General features: G+C 60.2%; 13 protein-coding genes. 10 read left to right on the top strand and 3 right to left on the bottom strand.

The genetic code is table 11. The features are described 5' to 3' along the window. The first annotated feature begins 228 nt into the window (after positions 1-228). Positions 229-2,238, top strand: coding sequence for a methyl-accepting chemotaxis protein (locus ACW5XC_RS10725; protein ID WP_042052428.1), 2,010 nt, complete (start codon positions 229-231; stop codon positions 2,236-2,238). Between the two features lie 81 nt (positions 2,239-2,319). On the opposite strand, the gene lysE is transcribed toward ACW5XC_RS10725, so the two are convergent. Next, complete coding sequence (lysE, locus tag ACW5XC_RS10720; RefSeq protein WP_021231753.1) at positions 2,320-2,928, bottom strand: L-lysine exporter; 609 nt, start codon at positions 2,926-2,928, stop codon at positions 2,320-2,322. Between the two features lie 196 nt (positions 2,929-3,124). Continuing rightward, on the bottom strand, positions 3,125-3,901 hold the full coding sequence (locus ACW5XC_RS10715) for a helix-turn-helix transcriptional regulator (RefSeq protein ID WP_021231752.1): 777 nt from the start codon (positions 3,899-3,901) through the stop codon (positions 3,125-3,127). Positions 3,902-3,963: 62 nt separating this feature from the next. Here ACW5XC_RS10715 and ACW5XC_RS10710 point away from each other — a divergent pair, with 62 nt between their 5' ends. The 6 genes from ACW5XC_RS10710 (at position 3,964) to ACW5XC_RS10685 (ending at position 11,506) form a co-directional block, all read left to right on the top strand. Further along, entirely contained in the window at positions 3,964-4,602 is a 639-nt protein-coding gene (locus ACW5XC_RS10710; protein ID WP_021231751.1) for an acyl-homoserine-lactone synthase, read from the top strand. A gap of 209 nt (positions 4,603-4,811) precedes the next feature. Next, a complete protein-coding gene (locus tag ACW5XC_RS10705) occupies positions 4,812-5,711 on the top strand; it encodes a LysR family transcriptional regulator ArgP (RefSeq protein ID WP_042052430.1) in 900 nt (299 codons plus the stop codon). Positions 5,712-5,810: 99 nt separating this feature from the next. Further along, positions 5,811-7,847 carry an exoribonuclease II gene (locus ACW5XC_RS10700; RefSeq protein WP_042052431.1) on the top strand — a complete coding sequence of 679 codons (2,037 nt, stop codon included), beginning with the start codon at positions 5,811-5,813 and terminating at the stop codon, positions 7,845-7,847. A 254-nt stretch (positions 7,848-8,101) separates the two neighbouring features. Then, positions 8,102-9,742 (top strand): sensor domain-containing diguanylate cyclase, encoded by a 1,641-nt coding sequence (locus tag ACW5XC_RS10695; protein ID WP_042052432.1) that lies wholly within the window; start codon positions 8,102-8,104, stop codon positions 9,740-9,742. Positions 9,743-9,746: 4 nt separating this feature from the next. After that, on the top strand, positions 9,747-10,850 hold the full coding sequence (locus tag ACW5XC_RS10690; protein ID WP_042052433.1) for an EAL and HDOD domain-containing protein: 1,104 nt from the start codon (positions 9,747-9,749) through the stop codon (positions 10,848-10,850). Positions 10,851-10,915: 65 nt separating this feature from the next. Continuing rightward, the gene (locus ACW5XC_RS10685; RefSeq protein WP_005363005.1) at positions 10,916-11,506 is read left to right on the top strand and encodes an HAD family hydrolase; all 591 of its coding nucleotides are present in this window, start codon (positions 10,916-10,918) and stop codon (positions 11,504-11,506) included. 132 nt (positions 11,507-11,638) lie between these two features. Here the strand turns inward: ACW5XC_RS10685 and hfq are convergent, their stop codons facing one another. Continuing rightward, entirely contained in the window at positions 11,639-11,998 is a 360-nt protein-coding gene (hfq, locus tag ACW5XC_RS10680) for an RNA chaperone Hfq (RefSeq protein ID WP_005335772.1), read from the bottom strand. 176 nt (positions 11,999-12,174) lie between these two features. On the opposite strand from hfq, the gene ACW5XC_RS10675 reads away from it, so the two are divergent. From ACW5XC_RS10675 to ACW5XC_RS10665, 3 genes are read left to right on the top strand one after another with little or no spacing between them, the layout of a single operon-like run. Next, complete coding sequence (locus ACW5XC_RS10675) at positions 12,175-13,446, top strand: paraquat-inducible protein A (protein ID WP_040066978.1); 1,272 nt, start codon at positions 12,175-12,177, stop codon at positions 13,444-13,446. After that, positions 13,439-15,088 carry an intermembrane transport protein PqiB gene (gene pqiB / locus ACW5XC_RS10670; protein WP_005335774.1) on the top strand — a complete coding sequence of 550 codons (1,650 nt, stop codon included), beginning with the start codon at positions 13,439-13,441 and terminating at the stop codon, positions 15,086-15,088. Before ACW5XC_RS10675 ends, pqiB begins: the two co-directional genes overlap by 8 nt. Further along, positions 15,085-15,651 (top strand): PqiC family protein, encoded by a 567-nt coding sequence (locus tag ACW5XC_RS10665; protein WP_042052434.1) that lies wholly within the window; start codon positions 15,085-15,087, stop codon positions 15,649-15,651. Before pqiB ends, ACW5XC_RS10665 begins: the two co-directional genes overlap by 4 nt. Positions 15,652-15,692: the final 41 nt, after the last annotated feature.

Raw genomic sequence — 15,692 nt, 5'->3', positions numbered from 1 at the left:
ATTGGCTCATAGCATAAAGAATAACTGGATAAGTATCCAGCATAGGGCAGCAACACCCGCATGGTCAGAGAGGCTTTTTATCCAATTTTCCACCATGCTTGATCGGGTGCAGCCAGTGCACGGGATGTTTCAGCGCCGCACCGGCCCCCGAGCGGGGGATAAACCACTACACTAAACCCGTTCGGAACCGAAACTGGTGCCAATGTCGATACCAAGGAAGGCCATCACATGAAAATTGTTACCACCTCCAATCTGGGTCTTGCCATATTGCTCGGCTGTACGCTGGGCATGGGGGTCGTTGGCTGGTATGGCAGCCAGCGGCTAGCCAATCTGCTCTCCTATGTCCTGGGCGCCGCCTGGCAGACCGCCGACGGTGCCATGGAGGGCTCCATAGAGCTGGGCAACCAACAGCTACAGATTCAGAAGATGCAAAACGGAACCCCGCTCAATCGCGCCGAACTCGATGCTGCCAAGGCGGCGACCGATGACGCGCTGGCTCGGGTCAGCCAGGGGCAGCTCATTGATGGTGCAGCCCTTGCCACCATGGAACAGCACAAGCAGGACTATCAACAGCAACAAGAGAAGCTGCTGGCGCTCTATCACGCCTATACCGAGGTGGATCAGGCCCTGCATCACAACGCCGATCTGATGGCTCGCCTCTCGACCCAGCTGGAGGTGATCGGCGACGGCGCGGTCGAGGCGCTGACCCAATCCCCCGACCAGACCATCAGCTGGAACAGCGGCCTCTCCACTCGCTGGGAAGCGGCCGACGGGGGGATGGAATCCAACATAGGCTTTTTGCGCCAGCTCTATGCTCTGGAGAAGATGCGCAGACAAGGAGTCACAGAGGCGATCAAGGCCGAGCTGAAAGAAGCGACCGAGTTCTACCACGAAGCAATCGACAGCATGCTCGGCACCGGGCTGTTCGATATCGAGGGAACCGGCGAATTTGCCGGCAAGACACTGTCGGCAGAGTATCGCGCCCTGTTGGCCCGGCATCAGCAACTGATGGGACAGTGGGTCGATGCGCTCGGCAGCTATCAGACCCAGCAGTCCGTCTATGAGGTCAGTGCCGATGAGCTGCGACAACAGCTGGTTGCCATCGAGGAGAGCGGCGATGCTACCGTCGAGGATCAGGTGGCCCAGCTCAACGGCATCATCAGCCAGACCCGAACCCTGCTGCTGGGTGGCCTGCTGCTGAGCCTGATCATGGTCACCCTCTGCGGCTTCTGGCTGACCCGCAAGCTGGTAACCCCGCTGCTGCAAGTGGACAAGCGGATGCAGGATATTGCCGCTGGCGAGGGAGACCTCAACGCCCGCATCAACCTGCAACGTGATGATGAGATAGGCTCGCTGGCCAACAGCGTGGATCGTTTCATCGAGAAACTGCAGAAGATGATCAGCTCCACCATGGACAACAACCAGCACATCAGCGAGCACGTTCACACCTCGGTCAACCGGGTGGAGGCAATCAGCCAAAGCAGCCGCCAGACCGCCGAACATGCGCTGGCCCTGCACCACGACAGTGAACAGATGGTGCAAGTCGCCACCGGTATCTCGGACAACTGCAGCATGGCGGCCCACAATGCCAACGAGGTGCGCCAGCTGACCACCGAGAGCAGCCAGTATGTCGCCTCCGCCAGCGCGGGCATGCAACGGGTGGTACAGGAGGTGAGCGAGTGTGCCATCGCCATCAACTCCCTCAAGGAGCAGGCGGGTCAGATTGGCCAGATCATCTCCACCATCAGTGGCATCTCGGAGCAGACCAACCTGCTTGCCCTCAATGCGGCCATCGAAGCGGCCCGCGCGGGGGAGATGGGGCGTGGCTTTGCGGTGGTTGCGGACGAGGTGCGCACCCTGGCCAATCGCACCGCGACATCAAGCGCCGAGATCAGCCAGGTGATCAGCAGCATCCAGCAGCAGACCGAGACCGCCTATCTGATGATGCAACGCAACCTCAAGACGGTGGAGTCCGGCATGCAGGACTCCGAGAATACCAAGCAGATCCTGTTCAAGGTGGAAGGCGCCATCGACCAGCTGGCCGACATGGTGCAGCAGGTCGCCGTAGCCACAGGTCAACTGTCACACACCCTGAGCCACTCCTCTGACAAGGTCTCCGGCATCAGTCTGCAAGCCAGAACCGGCGAACAGGAGGCACAGGAGTGTCTGCAACTCGCCTCCTCGCTCCATCAGGCCAGCCTGCTGCAGCAGCGCCTGCTCTCCCAGTTCAGAGTCTGAGCCCCTCCAATAGCAAAGATGCCACTCATGTGAGTGGCATCTTTTTGTTACCGGCCGCTCATTCCTGCCGCCTTAACTTCCTCAACGTCCTATGGCCAGTTGAACAGCCAAGCTCAACATGATGATGCCTACCAGCAGATCGATCCCCTGCTGCACCCGGCCGCGGGCCAACCAGGGCGCCAGCGCTGCGGCCCCCAGCGCCAGCGAGTAGAACCACACCAACGAGGCCAGCATGGCCCCCGCAGCAAAGGCCGGACGCAGGGACTCGCTCACCTGACTGCCAAGGGAGCCGAGCAGCATCAAAGTATCGAGATAGACGTGAGGATTGAGCAGCGTAACTCCCAGCGTCATCGCCAGCACGCTTTTGGCCCCCATCTGCTGAGCTGAATCGGCAAGCCCCTCCCCTTTACCACGCCAGGCACTGAGCAGGGAACGGCCACCAAACCAGCCGAGAAACAGCACGCCTCCCCAGGTGAGCAGCGCCATGCCGAGGGGGCTGGCGGCCAGCAGATTGGCTCCGCCAAATACGCCGATAGCAATCAGGGTGAGATCGCAGAAACTGCAGAGCGTGGCCGTCAGCAGATGGTGATTGCGATGGATGCCCCGACTCAGCACAAAGGCATTCTGGGCGCCGATGGGGATGATCATGGCCAGACCGATGGTGAAGCCCTGTAGTGTAGTTGCGAGCATTATGGAGAGTACCGTTCGAAATGATGAATGAGCGGCACTATAGCGATGGTGGTTCCTTCTTAGAAATTCATTGATTTACTGATTGATTCATTTTGCTAATCACTTGGAGTCACCAAAAGCCCCATCCGAAACCAATAGTCAATAGCAGGATCTGACAATTGAGTCCCCCTGCTTCTGCCCCGAGAATCAACAGGTTCTATTGCATCAGTTTAGGGAAGTTGGTGACAACAACCTGTTCAAGATTCGGCAGCAAAATGCCACTGCTAATCCCCTTGGCAATGGCTTGATAGCGATTCATTGATCCGGTTTTGCGAGTGACCTGATTGAGGTGGTAATTCACCGTACGCTCGGTGATCCCCAAAATGCAGGCGATCTCCCCCGATGTTTTCCCCTCACTGGCCCAGAACAGGCATTCGGTCTCACGATCCGTCAGCGCGGCTTGTTGATCCGAATCCCTCAGGCGCACAACCCTGATCGCAGCCTCGAAGATGTAATTGGCCATCCAGGAGAGGATTGGCGAGGACTCCAGCAGCAGATCGCTAGAAGCCCGCTCGGACGTGATAAAGGAGAGGATTCCGTTCTCCCCGGCTGCGCCGTGCAGAGGGAAGGAGATGCCATTGCGCAATCCGAACTCGGCGGCCAGTCCCATCACGTCCATGCTTCCCTCTTGCAGAAAGCGAGCCCGCTCATCGAGGCGGTTCCAGTAGATGGGCAGCGTCTGCTTGCGTGCCAACTGAATCACAGGGTCGCACGCCAGCATGTTGTTATCGGTATAGGTCTGTACCCAGGAGATAGGGCACTGATTAAACAGTACCACTTTGGGTCTTTGCATCGACATCGGAATGATCAGGGTAAAGCCGTAATAGTCATAACCCATATCGACCGTAAAGCGACCGATCAATCCGGCAAGACGGTCACCATCCGTCACCGAAGTGAAATGTTCCAGATACTCAAACAGTTGCTCTTGTTTCATATGCTAGCCCCCCTGGCCAAGCTTCTGATTATAACGGCGAACAGGCAGAGAGAGAGTTCATAATGTTGGTTTTCAAAGGAAAATTGAGAGATCACCCACGAAACGCCGTAGAGAACGAACTCTATCAATTTCGAAATCGCGTCTTTTCCGACCGGCTAGGCTGGGACGTCGAGTCTTACCACGGTTTGGAACGCGACCGCTTTGACACGCCAGACACCCATTGGGTACTGGTCGAAGATGAACAAGGAGTCTGCGCCTGTATCCGTCTGCTCAGTTGCGCCAGCGCCTATATGTTGCCCAGCATTTTTCCCACCGCCCTTGCCGGTGAAAACGCGCCTCGCACTCCCGAGATCTGGGAACTCACCCGTCTGGCTATCGATGCGACCCGCGCTCCGTGCATGACCAATGGTGTCAGCGAGCTGACCTGCGTGCTCCTTCGGGAAGCCTATGCGTTTGCTACAGCCAACGGCATCAAAGAGTTTGTTGGTGTAGCCAGCCTGCCCGCAGAACGCATTTTCCGCCGTCTCGGAATCCCTATGGCTCGTCTGGGCCACCGCCAAGCGGTAGATCTCGGTGCAGTGAAAGGTGTCGGCCTGCGCTTTTATCTGGATGAGCGATTTGCCCTGGCGGTCTCGCAGCCACTTATCGGACACTATCAAACTGCCACCTATCGCTCCCATGAGTTAGCGGCCCAGATATAAAAAATCCCGGGAAAACAGGCCCGGGATAAACGTATCGCTGTATCGCTATGACCCCGCAGGGCTGCCCCCTGCGGTCTCTAGCAGTATGCCTTCCTTACAAGACAGACCACCACTGTCAGATATCACAGCGCAACGCCCCTTCCACCGCCCATTGTTGTCCCCTGCCGAGTGACGTAGAGTCAGCCCTTGGGCAACGGAAGGGGGAGAAGATGAAAGAGCTGGATTACAAACTGCTGCGGGCGCTGGATGCGGTACTGCAGGAACAAAACTTCGATCGGGCGGCCAAGTCGCTCCATATCACCCAGTCGGCCATCTCCCAGCGGATCAAGCAGTTGGAGCAACAGTTTGCCGAGCCGCTGCTCATTCGTAGCCAGCCGCTGCAGGCCACCGCGCTCGGTCAGAAGCTGCTGGCCCACTATCGGCAGGTACATCAGCTCGAGCTCGAACTGGCGGGGGAGCTGGCTCCCGATGAGCCGCAAGGGCCAATCCGGATCAGCATCGCCGTCAACGCCGACAGCCTGGCCACCTGGTTTTTGCCCGCCATTGCCCCCTTGTTGAAACAGCACCCCATCGAACTCAACCTGCTGGTCGATGACGAGAGCCGCACCCTCGACAAGGTCCGCGAGGGTCAGGCCTTTGGTGCAGTCAGCCTGCATCCCCAGCCGCTGGCGGGTTGCTGCGTTGATGAGCTCGGTGAGATGAACTATCTGCTTACCGCCAGCCCCGCCTTCGTTGCCCGCCACTTCCCTCATGGCCTGACCCGCGATGCGCTGGCCAAGGCACCGGCGGTGGCGTTCGATCAGCGCGATGACATGCATGTGAGCTTTATGAGAGAACACTTCGGGCTGGAGCCGGGCGGTTATCCCTGCCATACGGTCCACTCGTCAGAGGCCTTCGTCGCCATGGCAGAACAGGGGCTGGCCTACTGCCTGATCCCCGAATTGCAGATAAGAGGCCAGCTGGCTGGCGGGTCACTACTCAACCTCAGTCCCGACCACGTCCTGACGGAACGCCTCTACTGGCACCGCTGGGTACTGGAAAAAGGGGTTCACAAGCAGCTCTCCCAACGCCTTATCGACCATGCCAGATCGCAGTTGAAACCACGCTGAGCAGGCCATTCACCTTGGCTTTGCAGGGCTAAAAACGTATAGTGCTGGGCGATCCTTCATCAGGTCTCCACCCAGGTTTTCACTTCAGGTTCCTCACTTATGTTCCAAGACAATCCGCTGCTGGCCCAGCTCAAGCAACAAATCCGCGAAAACATCCCGAAGAAAGAGGGTGTGATCCGCGCCTCGGACCGGGGCTTCGGCTTTCTGGAAGTCGATGAGAAGACCAGCTATTTCGTGCCGCCTCCCTACATGAAGAAGGTGATGCACGGTGACCGGGTGACCGCCCTGATCCGCACCGAAAAAGAGAAGGAAGTGGCCGAGCCGGATACCCTGCTGGAGCAGTCCGTCACCCGCTTCGTGGCCCGGGTCAAGATGTTCCGTGACCGCCTCAACGTGGTTGCCGACCATCCGCTGATCAAGGATGCCATCAAGGCCCGCGTCAAGAAGGGTCTGGATGAGAAAGAGTTCAAGGAAGGTGACTGGGTGGTGGCGACCCTCAAGCGCCATGCGCTGGTCGACGGCAACTTCTCTGCCGAGATCATCCAGAAGATCGCCGCCCAGGAAGATCACAATGTGCCCTGGTGGGTGGTGCTGGCGCGCCACAATCTGGCCCAGGTCGAGCCGGCTGATTTGCCGGAGTGGAAGGTCATCGAAGAGGAAGAGCTGCCCCGTCGTGACCTGACCAAGGTGCCCTTCTTCACCATCGATGGTGCCAAGACCAAGGATATGGACGATGCGCTGGCCATCACCAAGCTGGACAACGGCTGGGAGCTGCTGGTCGCCATCGCTGACCCGACCGCCTATGTGGCCGAAGGGAGCGAGCTGGACAAAGAGGCCGCCCAGCGCGCCTTTACCGTCTACATGCCGGGCCGCAACGTGCCGATGATCCCGCGCACCCTCTCCGACGAGCTTTGCTCCCTGAAAGAGGGCGAGGAGCGCAACACCCTGTGCGCCCGTCTGCTGATCGCCGAAGATGGTCTGCTACTGGAGGAGACCGAGTTCTTCGCCGCCCGCATCTGCTCCCACGCCCGTCTCAACTACGACGACGTCTCCGACTGGGCCGAGCATGGCAAAGAGCTGGCTATCGACGCAGGCGTACTGGCCCAGCTGCCGCTGATGAAGGCGATGACCGAAGCACGCATCGCGTGGCGCACCGAGCATGCGCTGGTATTCCCGGATCGTCCCGACTACGACTTCGAGCTGGGCGAGAATGGCGAAGTGCTGACTATCCACGTCGAGCCGCGCCGCATCGCCAACCGCATGGTGGAAGAGTCGATGATCGCCGCCAACATCTGCGCCGGTCGCGTGCTGGGCAAGAGCGTCGGTTACGGCATCTTCAACGTTCACACCGGCTTTGACGAAGAGTCCCTCGACGGCGCCATTGACCTGCTGAAAAGTGCCGAAGCCCCGTTCGAGCGCGACGAGATCGCCAGCCTCTCCGGCTTCTGCGCCCTGCGCCGCTGGATCGACAACCTCGACACCCGCTGGCTGGACGGCAAGATCCGCCGCTTCCAGAGCTATGCGCTGATGTCCTCCGAGCCGGGCGCCCACTACGGCCTGGGTCTGGATGCCTACGCTACCTGGACCTCCCCGATCCGTAAATACGGCGACATGGTCAACCATCGTCTGCTCAAAGCGGTCATCGCCGGCAAGACCCCGGGCGAGCGCCCGAGCACCGAGCTCACCGAGCATCTGACCGCCTGCCGCCGTCTGCACCGCATGGTGGAGCGCGACATCGGCGACTGGCTCTATGTTCGCTACCTGAAAGCCGCCGCTGGCACCGATCAGGTGTTCAATGCCGAAATCATCGACGTGATGCGTGCCGGTCTCAAGCTGCGTCTGCAGGAGAACGGCGCCGTGGTGTTCATGCCTGCCCGTCACATCCTCGACAACAAGGATCGACTGGAGTGCAACTGGGACAACGGCCGCGTCTATCTGGACAAGACCGAAGTGGTTTATGAGCTCGGCCAGATCATCGAGGTGAAGCTGACCGAAGCGGTGGAAGAGACCCGTTCCCTTATCGCCAAGCCGGCTGTGGATCTGGTGCCGGGCCCGGCACCGGAAGCCCCGGCGACCGAGAGTGCGCCAGCCGATAGCAGTGAAACACCCGCTGAGGCTGCCCCCAAGGCAGAATAAGCCGCGCAGAATCATCTGATCTGCCCGAGAGCCCGCCATCGTGCGGGCTCTTTTTTACCCGGCATCCCGCCCTACAAGCTGCCATATATACCGTTATGGCACACAGTTCTAGCCACTATTGGCAGAGAACGCAGTGAATGTCTCCACCAGAATGGCTTAATGCAACCATTATGTGCGCCACCTCTCCTTTCTGACATATTAATCAAGGAGAAATATGTCTATACTCGCTTGGGTACAATCCAAGGGATATTGGTATGCAGGAATGGGACCCGGAACACTTCACCAACTTCGCTCAGTTATGCGAAGTGAGCCTCGCCACCATCCGTGAAAAGACCGATGCCGAACGCCTCTACCTCTGGCTGAAAGCCCCCGAACCGCAGCTCTACAGTTTTCAGCTCGATCACGGGCTGACCACGCTTGATCTCGCCCATCTCGGTCAACTGACCCTGCCCCACCACCTGATTGACAAGGCGATGGAGAAGGGACAACTGGTGATCGAGCAACTCCAAGCACCGCCGGATCCCGGCGAAAATGTGGAGCCCGCCCAGCCGCAGTTACGCGCCTGTTTCCCTCTCAAGCGTCACATGAAGCTGGAAGGGGTCATCTATCTGGAGACCCGCCGCCGCATCGATCGCCTCTCCTCCCACCAGCGTCAGGGCATCCAGCTCCTTATCCACTATCTGACTGCCGAGCTCAGCAATCACCTGCTCTCCAGCCAGGTCAATCAGGAGCGGGACCAGCGGCTCCATACCCAGACCGATCTGGTTCAGAGTCAGGCACTGCAAGGCTCCTTCCTCACCATGTTGCAGGCGCTGCACATGGTAAGCGTTACCCTCTCCCGCAGTCGCAGCGAGAACGATCTGCTGCGGGATGCCGTGCTGCTGGCCCGCAAGGAGCTGCAGTTCGATCGGGTCGCCATCTTCCTGATCGAACCCGATGGCAAGACCATGCGCGGCACCTGGGGCACCAGCGAAGAGGGCGAGCTGATGGATGAACACAACTTCATCAGCCCCATTCCGGATCACCCCACGGTGCAAGAGGCGCTCAGGCGCAAGGATTACGTGCTGGTGATGGAAGATACCCCCCTCTACTACGAGAAGCAGCAGGTGGGCCGTGGCTGGAACGCCATGGTATCGCTGTGGGATGGCACCACCCCCATCGGCTGGATCGCCGCCGACAACCTGCTCTGGCACCGTCCGCTCAAGGCCTATCAGAGCGAGATCTTCAAACAGTACGCCGCCATTCTGTCACAACTGCTGATCCGCCAGCGTACTCAGGAGCAGTTGGAAACCCTCAACCGCCAGCTGGAGGCCCGGGTCGCCGAGCGCACCATGCAGCTGGCCGAGACCAACCGTGCGCTGGAGGAGGCCAATCACCGCCTCTCCCTGCTGTCGCTGGAAGATCCCCTCACCGGCATCGCCAACCGGCGCCAGTGGGACATCACCATGCAGCGGGAGTGGGAGTGGGCACGGCGCACCCAGAACCTGCTGGCGGTATTGATGATCGACGTCGACGAGTTCAAGGCCTACAACGACCACTTCGGCCATTCCAAGGGGGATCTCTGCCTGCAACAGGTGGCCCATGTGCTGCGGGATGCAGAGCGGCGCTGTACCAATCTGGTCGCCCGTTACGGCGGGGAGGAGTTCGTCATTCTGCTCTGCGCCCCCCAACCCGGTGAGGCCGAACAGCTGGCCGGACGGATCCATGATGGTCTTGCCCGCTTAAAAATGCCCCATCCCGCCTCGCGGGTTGCTGATTTCATTACGGTTAGCATAGGCTTTAGCTATCTGGTTCCCTCCCAGGACGGAGCATGGCAGACCCTGACCGAACAGGCTGACCAGGCGCTCTACCACGCCAAGTCACAAGGGAGGGCCCGCACTCTGGCCTATCGGTGATCCCATGCTGTTGCGTCGCTACCCTATCTTCAATCGTCGCTTGGCTCTGGTGGCCTACGGCATCGACTATCAGCTAAGCTCACCGGCCGAATGGCCTTCACTGGCGCAACATTGCCGCCTGCTAGCGCAGGGGCGTCAATATCTGGTGCCCTTCACCCACGAACAGCTCGATGAACAGCGTCCCCTCCTGCTGGATCAGGACGCGATCCCGCTGGTTGAAGCCTCCAGCGAACGCCAGCCCAACTCGTTCCCGGTGCTGGAGCAGTGGCGCGACAGCCGGCGCAGACTGGCGGTGCATGGCGCCAACCGGGATCCACGCTGGCTCGGCGCCAGCCGCCTGCTGGTGTACTGGATGGGGGAAGAGGGGATCTGCCAGCCCACCGAACACAAGCGGATGGCGCTGAACATCGAAACCTGGGCGGATTTTCTCCCGCTGCGAGAGGCCGAGGTCGACTTCTTTGCCGGCGGCTTTCTCGCCCGTCCGGAGCTGGTTAATCAGCGGGCCAACCAGCCCGATATGGCGCTAGTACAGCAGATCCTCCAGCTCATCTGCCACGAAGAGTTCTCTTTCGCCCAGGTAGCCCGCCTGCTGGAGCAGGATGCCTGGCTGCCCGGCCTGCTGCTCACCTACGTCAACGCCCCCGGCTTCGATCATGCAGCCCCCATCACCTCGGTACCCCGCGCCCTCTCCTATCTGGGGGAGCAGGAGATCCGCAAGTTCGTGTTGATCAACGGTCTGGCCCGGGTGAGCCAGCACATGCCGGAGGCCTGCACCCGCATGGCCATCGCCCGCGGCCGCTTCTGCGAGTTGATTGCCCTCACCGCCCTCGGTAAAGCGGAGGCAAGCTGGGCCTTTCTGGTGGGACTGGTGCTCGATGGCTCCCTGCTGTCGGAGCCGTTGATGGCCCACCTGCCCAAGAGCGTGCAGCGCGCCATCGAACTGCACGAAGGGCCACTATTTCATCTGTTTCAGCTGGTCAGCACCTATGAACAGGGCAACTGGGCCCTGCTGGAACAGCTTGCCCCCAAATATCAACTCGATCCGGCCCAGCTCACCCCCGTCTATTTTCAGTCACAAATGTGGGGGCAAGCGTTTCTCACCAGCTAGGTGATGGCGAGGCGGGGAGCCACTGGCTAGAATGGGTTCCCTTTTTTCAGAGACTGACCCGCACCATGACGCTTTCCGGATTCCAAGGCCTGGTCTTTGACCTTGATGGCACCCTGGTCGACTCCATGCCGCTGCACCTCGCCGCCTGGGAACATACCGCCCGTGAGTTTGGCTTTCGCTTCGATGCCGACTGGTTCTATGAACTGGGTGGCATGCCGAGCCGCAAGATAGCCCTGCTGGTGGCACAGGAGCAGCAGATCCCCCTCGATCCGCTCGAAGTCACCCGCTGCAAGACCGCCCACTATGTGGCCAACCTGCACAAGGCGACCGTCTTTCCGGCCATGCAGGCGCTGGTCGAGCGCTATCATGGCGTCATCCCGATGGGGATCGGCACCGGCTCGCCGCGCATAAATGCCGAGGCGGTGCTGCGCAACACTGGGCTGGATCGCTACTTCTCCGTGGTGGTCACCGCAGACGATGTGGAGCTGCACAAGCCCAATCCGGACACCTTCCTGCTGGTCGCCAGCAAACTGGGGGTCGAGCCATCAGGCTGTCTGGTGTTTGAAGATACCGGTATCGGGGTACAGGCCGGAGAAGCGGCGGGTATGCAGACCTGCATGGTCAAAGAGGGCAAACCGGTCGGCATAACGGCGTAGTACGGAAAAAAATATCGCCCTGCAAGGGGCGATAACCGGAACCGGCTCTCATACGGGACATGAATGAAAATGAGAGCAGGTTCCGTCAGCCGCTGACGCAGGGCGCGTCAACGGGGAGTGCGAGGCTGACGATTACTCGTTGTTGCCGCCGCCCTGATTGTCGTCATAACGGCCCGGCGCACCGTGGGGGCGCGGCGCCATGGAGACACGCGGCTTGCGAGCACGCTGGATGTTCACCTGCGGACGGCCGGTGTGCATGGCGATGGTGGAGATCTTGGCCTTGTAGACCAGCTGCTGGTTACCATGAGCATCGGTCAGCAGCACGCTGTACTGGTCGAACCCGCTGATGGTGCCTTCCAGCTTGATGCCGCTCACCAGAAAAATAGCGACCTGACTGCGGTTCTTGCGCAACCAGTTGAGGGCAGAATCTTGCCCGTTCCCGAGGGAGAAGGCTTGCTCAATCGTGGAGTAGCTGGGGGATTCAGTTGTCATAAATTATTGTCCCGCGGAAAAAAAGTGGCGTTTGATTGTGCTAAATGGGCACTGGCTTGTCAAAGTCATTCTCACTCCCGCCAGCAATAGCGCCCTCCGGGGGCTGGTCGCTGACCAGCACAACTGCGATAATCGCCAGCTCTGGCTCTACCACGGGCCTTATCTGGGGTTTTATCTTGCATCCGGTTTCACACCAACACCACACCACCTATGTCCATGATGCCACTGCCTGCGAAGAGTGTGACCTGCTGATACCGGCCACACCGCTCGAGGTGGGACAGGCCAGCTGCTGCCCCCGTTGCGGACACACACTGAGTCGCCACCTGCCACAGCAGGAGTTGCGGCCGATCTCCTACGGGTTCGCGGCACTTATCATGTTCGTGCTCGCCAATGCCTTTACCTTTATGTCCTTCTCGGCCAAAGGGGTGGGCCAGGAGATGACCTTTTTGCAGAGCATCACCACCCTGGTGGATGAGGGCTATCTGTTTCTCGGCGCGGTACTGAGCCTGACCCTGATCGGCCTGCCACTGGTTTATATGGGATCCATCATGCTGGTGCTGTGGCGGGTCGATAAAGATCTGCACAGCAATGCCCTGCGCTCCCTCGGCCGTCTGCTCTGCCGGATCAAACCCTGGCTGATGGTGGATGTCTTTCTGGTGGGGGTGCTCATCTCGCTGGTAAAGCTGATGGGGATGGCCGACATCAAGATGGGGCTGTCATTCTGGGCTTTCGTCGGTTACACCGTGCTGCTCATCAAGATGATCTCCTCACTGGATCAGATGTGGCTGTGGCAGCGGCTGTTCGGCCCTACCGAGGCGCGGGATATCGACCCGGAAGCGGGCGCGCTGGAATCAGGTCTGGTGGGCTGCCATATCTGTGGCGCTCTGAGCGAGGTGGGCAGCCACAGCTGCTCCCGCTGCGGCGGCAAGCTGCATGCGCGCAAGCCGGGCGGCCTGAACCGCACCTGGGCGCTGCTGTTTACCTCCGCCATTCTCTACATTCCGGCCAACGTCTATCCCATCATGGATACGGTGTTTCTCGGTGATGACAGCCCCTCTACCATCCTCGGCGGTGTGGTGCTGCTCTGGGCCATGGGCTCCTACCCCATAGCGGCGGTGATCTTTTTCGCCAGCGTGGTGGTGCCGCTGGTGAAAATACTGGCGCTATTCTGGCTTTGCTATATGGTGCAGCGCGGCAATGTCACTTCCCCCCTCGGCAAGCTCAAACTCTATCGCATGACCGAATTTGTCGGACGCTGGTCGATGATCGACGTCTTCGTGGTGGCCATTCTGGCGGGCCTGATCCGGCTCGACAATCTGATGACCATCTACCCCGGCCCTGCGGCCGTCGCATTTGCAGGTGTGGTGCTGATCACCATGGTCGCCGCCATGAGTTTCGACTCCCGCCTGATCTGGGATTTACAACAAGGAGAACGCGAACGTGAGTGAGCGTAAAAAAAGGTGGAAACCGGGCTCTGACTTTCTAAGCTCTGCCGCCGCAATCTGGATGGTGCCCCTGCTGGCACTGTTCATCGGTCTCTGGATGCTGTTCCAGCACTGGTACTCCCAGGGCCCGAGTTTCACCCTGACAGTCGCCACTGCCGAGGGCATAGTCGCTGGCAAGACGGTGATCCGCTCCCGCGAAGTGGACGTCGGCCGCATCGAGGCCGTCGAGCTGAGCGATGACTATAGCCATGCCGTGCTGAAAGGACGGCTGACCAATGCCGCCTCCGGCATGCTGCGCGGTGACAGCCAGTTCTGGGTGGTCAAGCCCAGAGTGGGCCGTGAAGGGGTATCGGGTCTGAGCACCCTGCTCTCCGGCGCCTATATCGAGCTCGCCCCCGGCAAGAAAGGTCGGGCGCGGGATGAATACGCCATGCTCGACAAACCGCCGCTCGCCTCCCTCGATGCCAAGGGGCTGCGTCTCACCCTCAGCAGCCGCGACACCCGCGCGCTGGGGGAAGGCTCCCCCATCAACTATCAGGGCTTCACCATAGGTCAGGTGGAAGAGGCGAAGTTCCTGCCGGAAAAGAGCGAGATGCAGTATCAAATCTTCATCCACGCCCCCTATGACATTCTGGTGAGCAGCAACTCCCGCTTCTGGATGACCCCGGGCTTCGAGGTCTCCATGAGCAGCGAGGGGATGAAGGTGAAGATGGATTCGCTGGAGAGCCTGATCGATGGCGGCATCACCATGGGTCTGCCACCCGGCTGGGCGCCTGGCGAACCGGTCAAACAGATGGAAGGGTTCACCCTGTTTCAGGATGAGGCGAGCGTGCTGGCCGGTAGTCTGGATCAGTTCATCGACTACGTCTTCCTGTTCGATGACAACGTGGGTGGCCTGCACCCGGGCGCGGCGGTGCAGTATCGCGGCATTCGGGTCGGTACCGTCATCTCCGCCCCCTACCTCATCGAGGACAAGGGCGTGCAGATCTTCAAGAGCCGCCAGATCCCGGTGCTGGCTCGCATCGAGGTGCAGCGCCTCTCCCACCGCTATGCCAAGGCGGAGAAGGATCAATGGCGAGCCCTGTTCGGCAAGCAGTTCAAGGAAGGGTTGCGTGCCAGTCTCAAGACCTCAAGCCTGCTGACTGGCGGCAAGATCATCGATCTCAACTTCTATCCGGACGCACCACGTTTCGAGCAGGCCAAGCTGGCCGGTTATCAGGTCTTCCCCACCGTGCAGGGCGGGCTGGATCAGATCGAGCGCAAGGTGAACCTCATCCTCGACAAGTTTGTCGACATGGACATGGCGACCACCCTGACCAAGGTCAACGGGTCACTCACCACCCTGGATGGCACCCTGAAGAACATCAGTGCAGTCAGCGCCAACCTGAACAAGCTCACCGCCAAGGATTCTACCCAGCAGCTGCCCGCCTCGCTCAACGAGAGCCTCAAGCAGTTGCAGGAGACCTTGCAGGCCTATGATGCCCAATCGCAGACCAATCAGGATCTGCGTCAGTCGGTGCAGACCCTCAATCAGTTGATGCGCGAACTGCAGCCGCTGGTGCACTCCCTCAACGAGCAGCCCAGCTCACTGATCTTCGATCGCGCGCATCCATCGGACCCTGAGCCCAAGCGAGGCAAACAATGAAAAAAGAGATCCTGACGCTGGCCCTGCTGGGCCTGCTGGCGGGTTGCAGCAGCCAGCCAAGTCTGCACTACTACTCGCTCGATGCCGACAACCAGCAACCCGTAACGGCCCCGGCCCAACCGCAGCACCAGCTGGTGCTGCGCCCGGTGGCGCTGGCCAGCCAGCTCGACCGGATCAGTCTGGTCTATCAGCTGGAAGGACAAGAGCTCCACTTCACCGAGTACCATCGCTGGGCCGGTGCGCTGGACGATCAGCTCAACCAGCTCACCCTCAATGGCCTCTCCACCCGCCTGCCGGGCTGGGTGGTACGGCAGGATGGCGCCCGCAAGGGGCCGGTGCTGACCATTCTGGTGGAGCGCTTTCAGGGCCGTCATGATGGCAGCGCCGTGCTGAGCGGCCGCTGGCGCCTGCTGGCGGAAGATGGCACCGTGCTGCGCGATGCCCCCTTCCGTCAGGAGCGGGTGCTGCCAGCCGATGGCTACAACGCACTGGTGAACGAGCTGGGTCAGGGCTGGCAACAGCTGCTCGACCAGATCGCCGCCGAGGTGCGCAAGCAGGGTTGAGCACATCAACCTGCGAGCATCAGATAGAAAAAACGACGCCA

This window comes from Aeromonas sp. 25-AL00135 (assembly GCF_054052385.1).
Note: the sequence above shows the minus strand (reverse complement) of the source record. Positions and strands in the feature narration are given on the sequence as shown.

Coding starts and splice junctions, on each gene's coding strand:
- lysE (WP_021231753.1), bottom strand. CDS start 2,928: ATGCTCGCAACTACACTACAGGGCTTCACCATCGGTCTGGCCATGATC.
- ACW5XC_RS10685 (WP_005363005.1), top strand. CDS start 10,916: ATGACGCTTTCCGGATTCCAAGGCCTGGTCTTTGACCTTGATGGCACC.
- ACW5XC_RS10690 (WP_042052433.1), top strand. CDS start 9,747: ATGCTGTTGCGTCGCTACCCTATCTTCAATCGTCGCTTGGCTCTGGTG.
- ACW5XC_RS10715 (WP_021231752.1), bottom strand. CDS start 3,901: ATGAAACAAGAGCAACTGTTTGAGTATCTGGAACATTTCACTTCGGTG.
- ACW5XC_RS10710 (WP_021231751.1), top strand. CDS start 3,964: ATGTTGGTTTTCAAAGGAAAATTGAGAGATCACCCACGAAACGCCGTA.
- ACW5XC_RS10725 (WP_042052428.1), top strand. CDS start 229: ATGAAAATTGTTACCACCTCCAATCTGGGTCTTGCCATATTGCTCGGC.
- ACW5XC_RS10700 (WP_042052431.1), top strand. CDS start 5,811: ATGTTCCAAGACAATCCGCTGCTGGCCCAGCTCAAGCAACAAATCCGC.
- hfq (WP_005335772.1), bottom strand. CDS start 11,998: ATGACAACTGAATCCCCCAGCTACTCCACGATTGAGCAAGCCTTCTCC.
- ACW5XC_RS10705 (WP_042052430.1), top strand. CDS start 4,812: ATGAAAGAGCTGGATTACAAACTGCTGCGGGCGCTGGATGCGGTACTG.
- ACW5XC_RS10695 (WP_042052432.1), top strand. CDS start 8,102: ATGCAGGAATGGGACCCGGAACACTTCACCAACTTCGCTCAGTTATGC.
- ACW5XC_RS10665 (WP_042052434.1), top strand. CDS start 15,085: ATGAAAAAAGAGATCCTGACGCTGGCCCTGCTGGGCCTGCTGGCGGGT.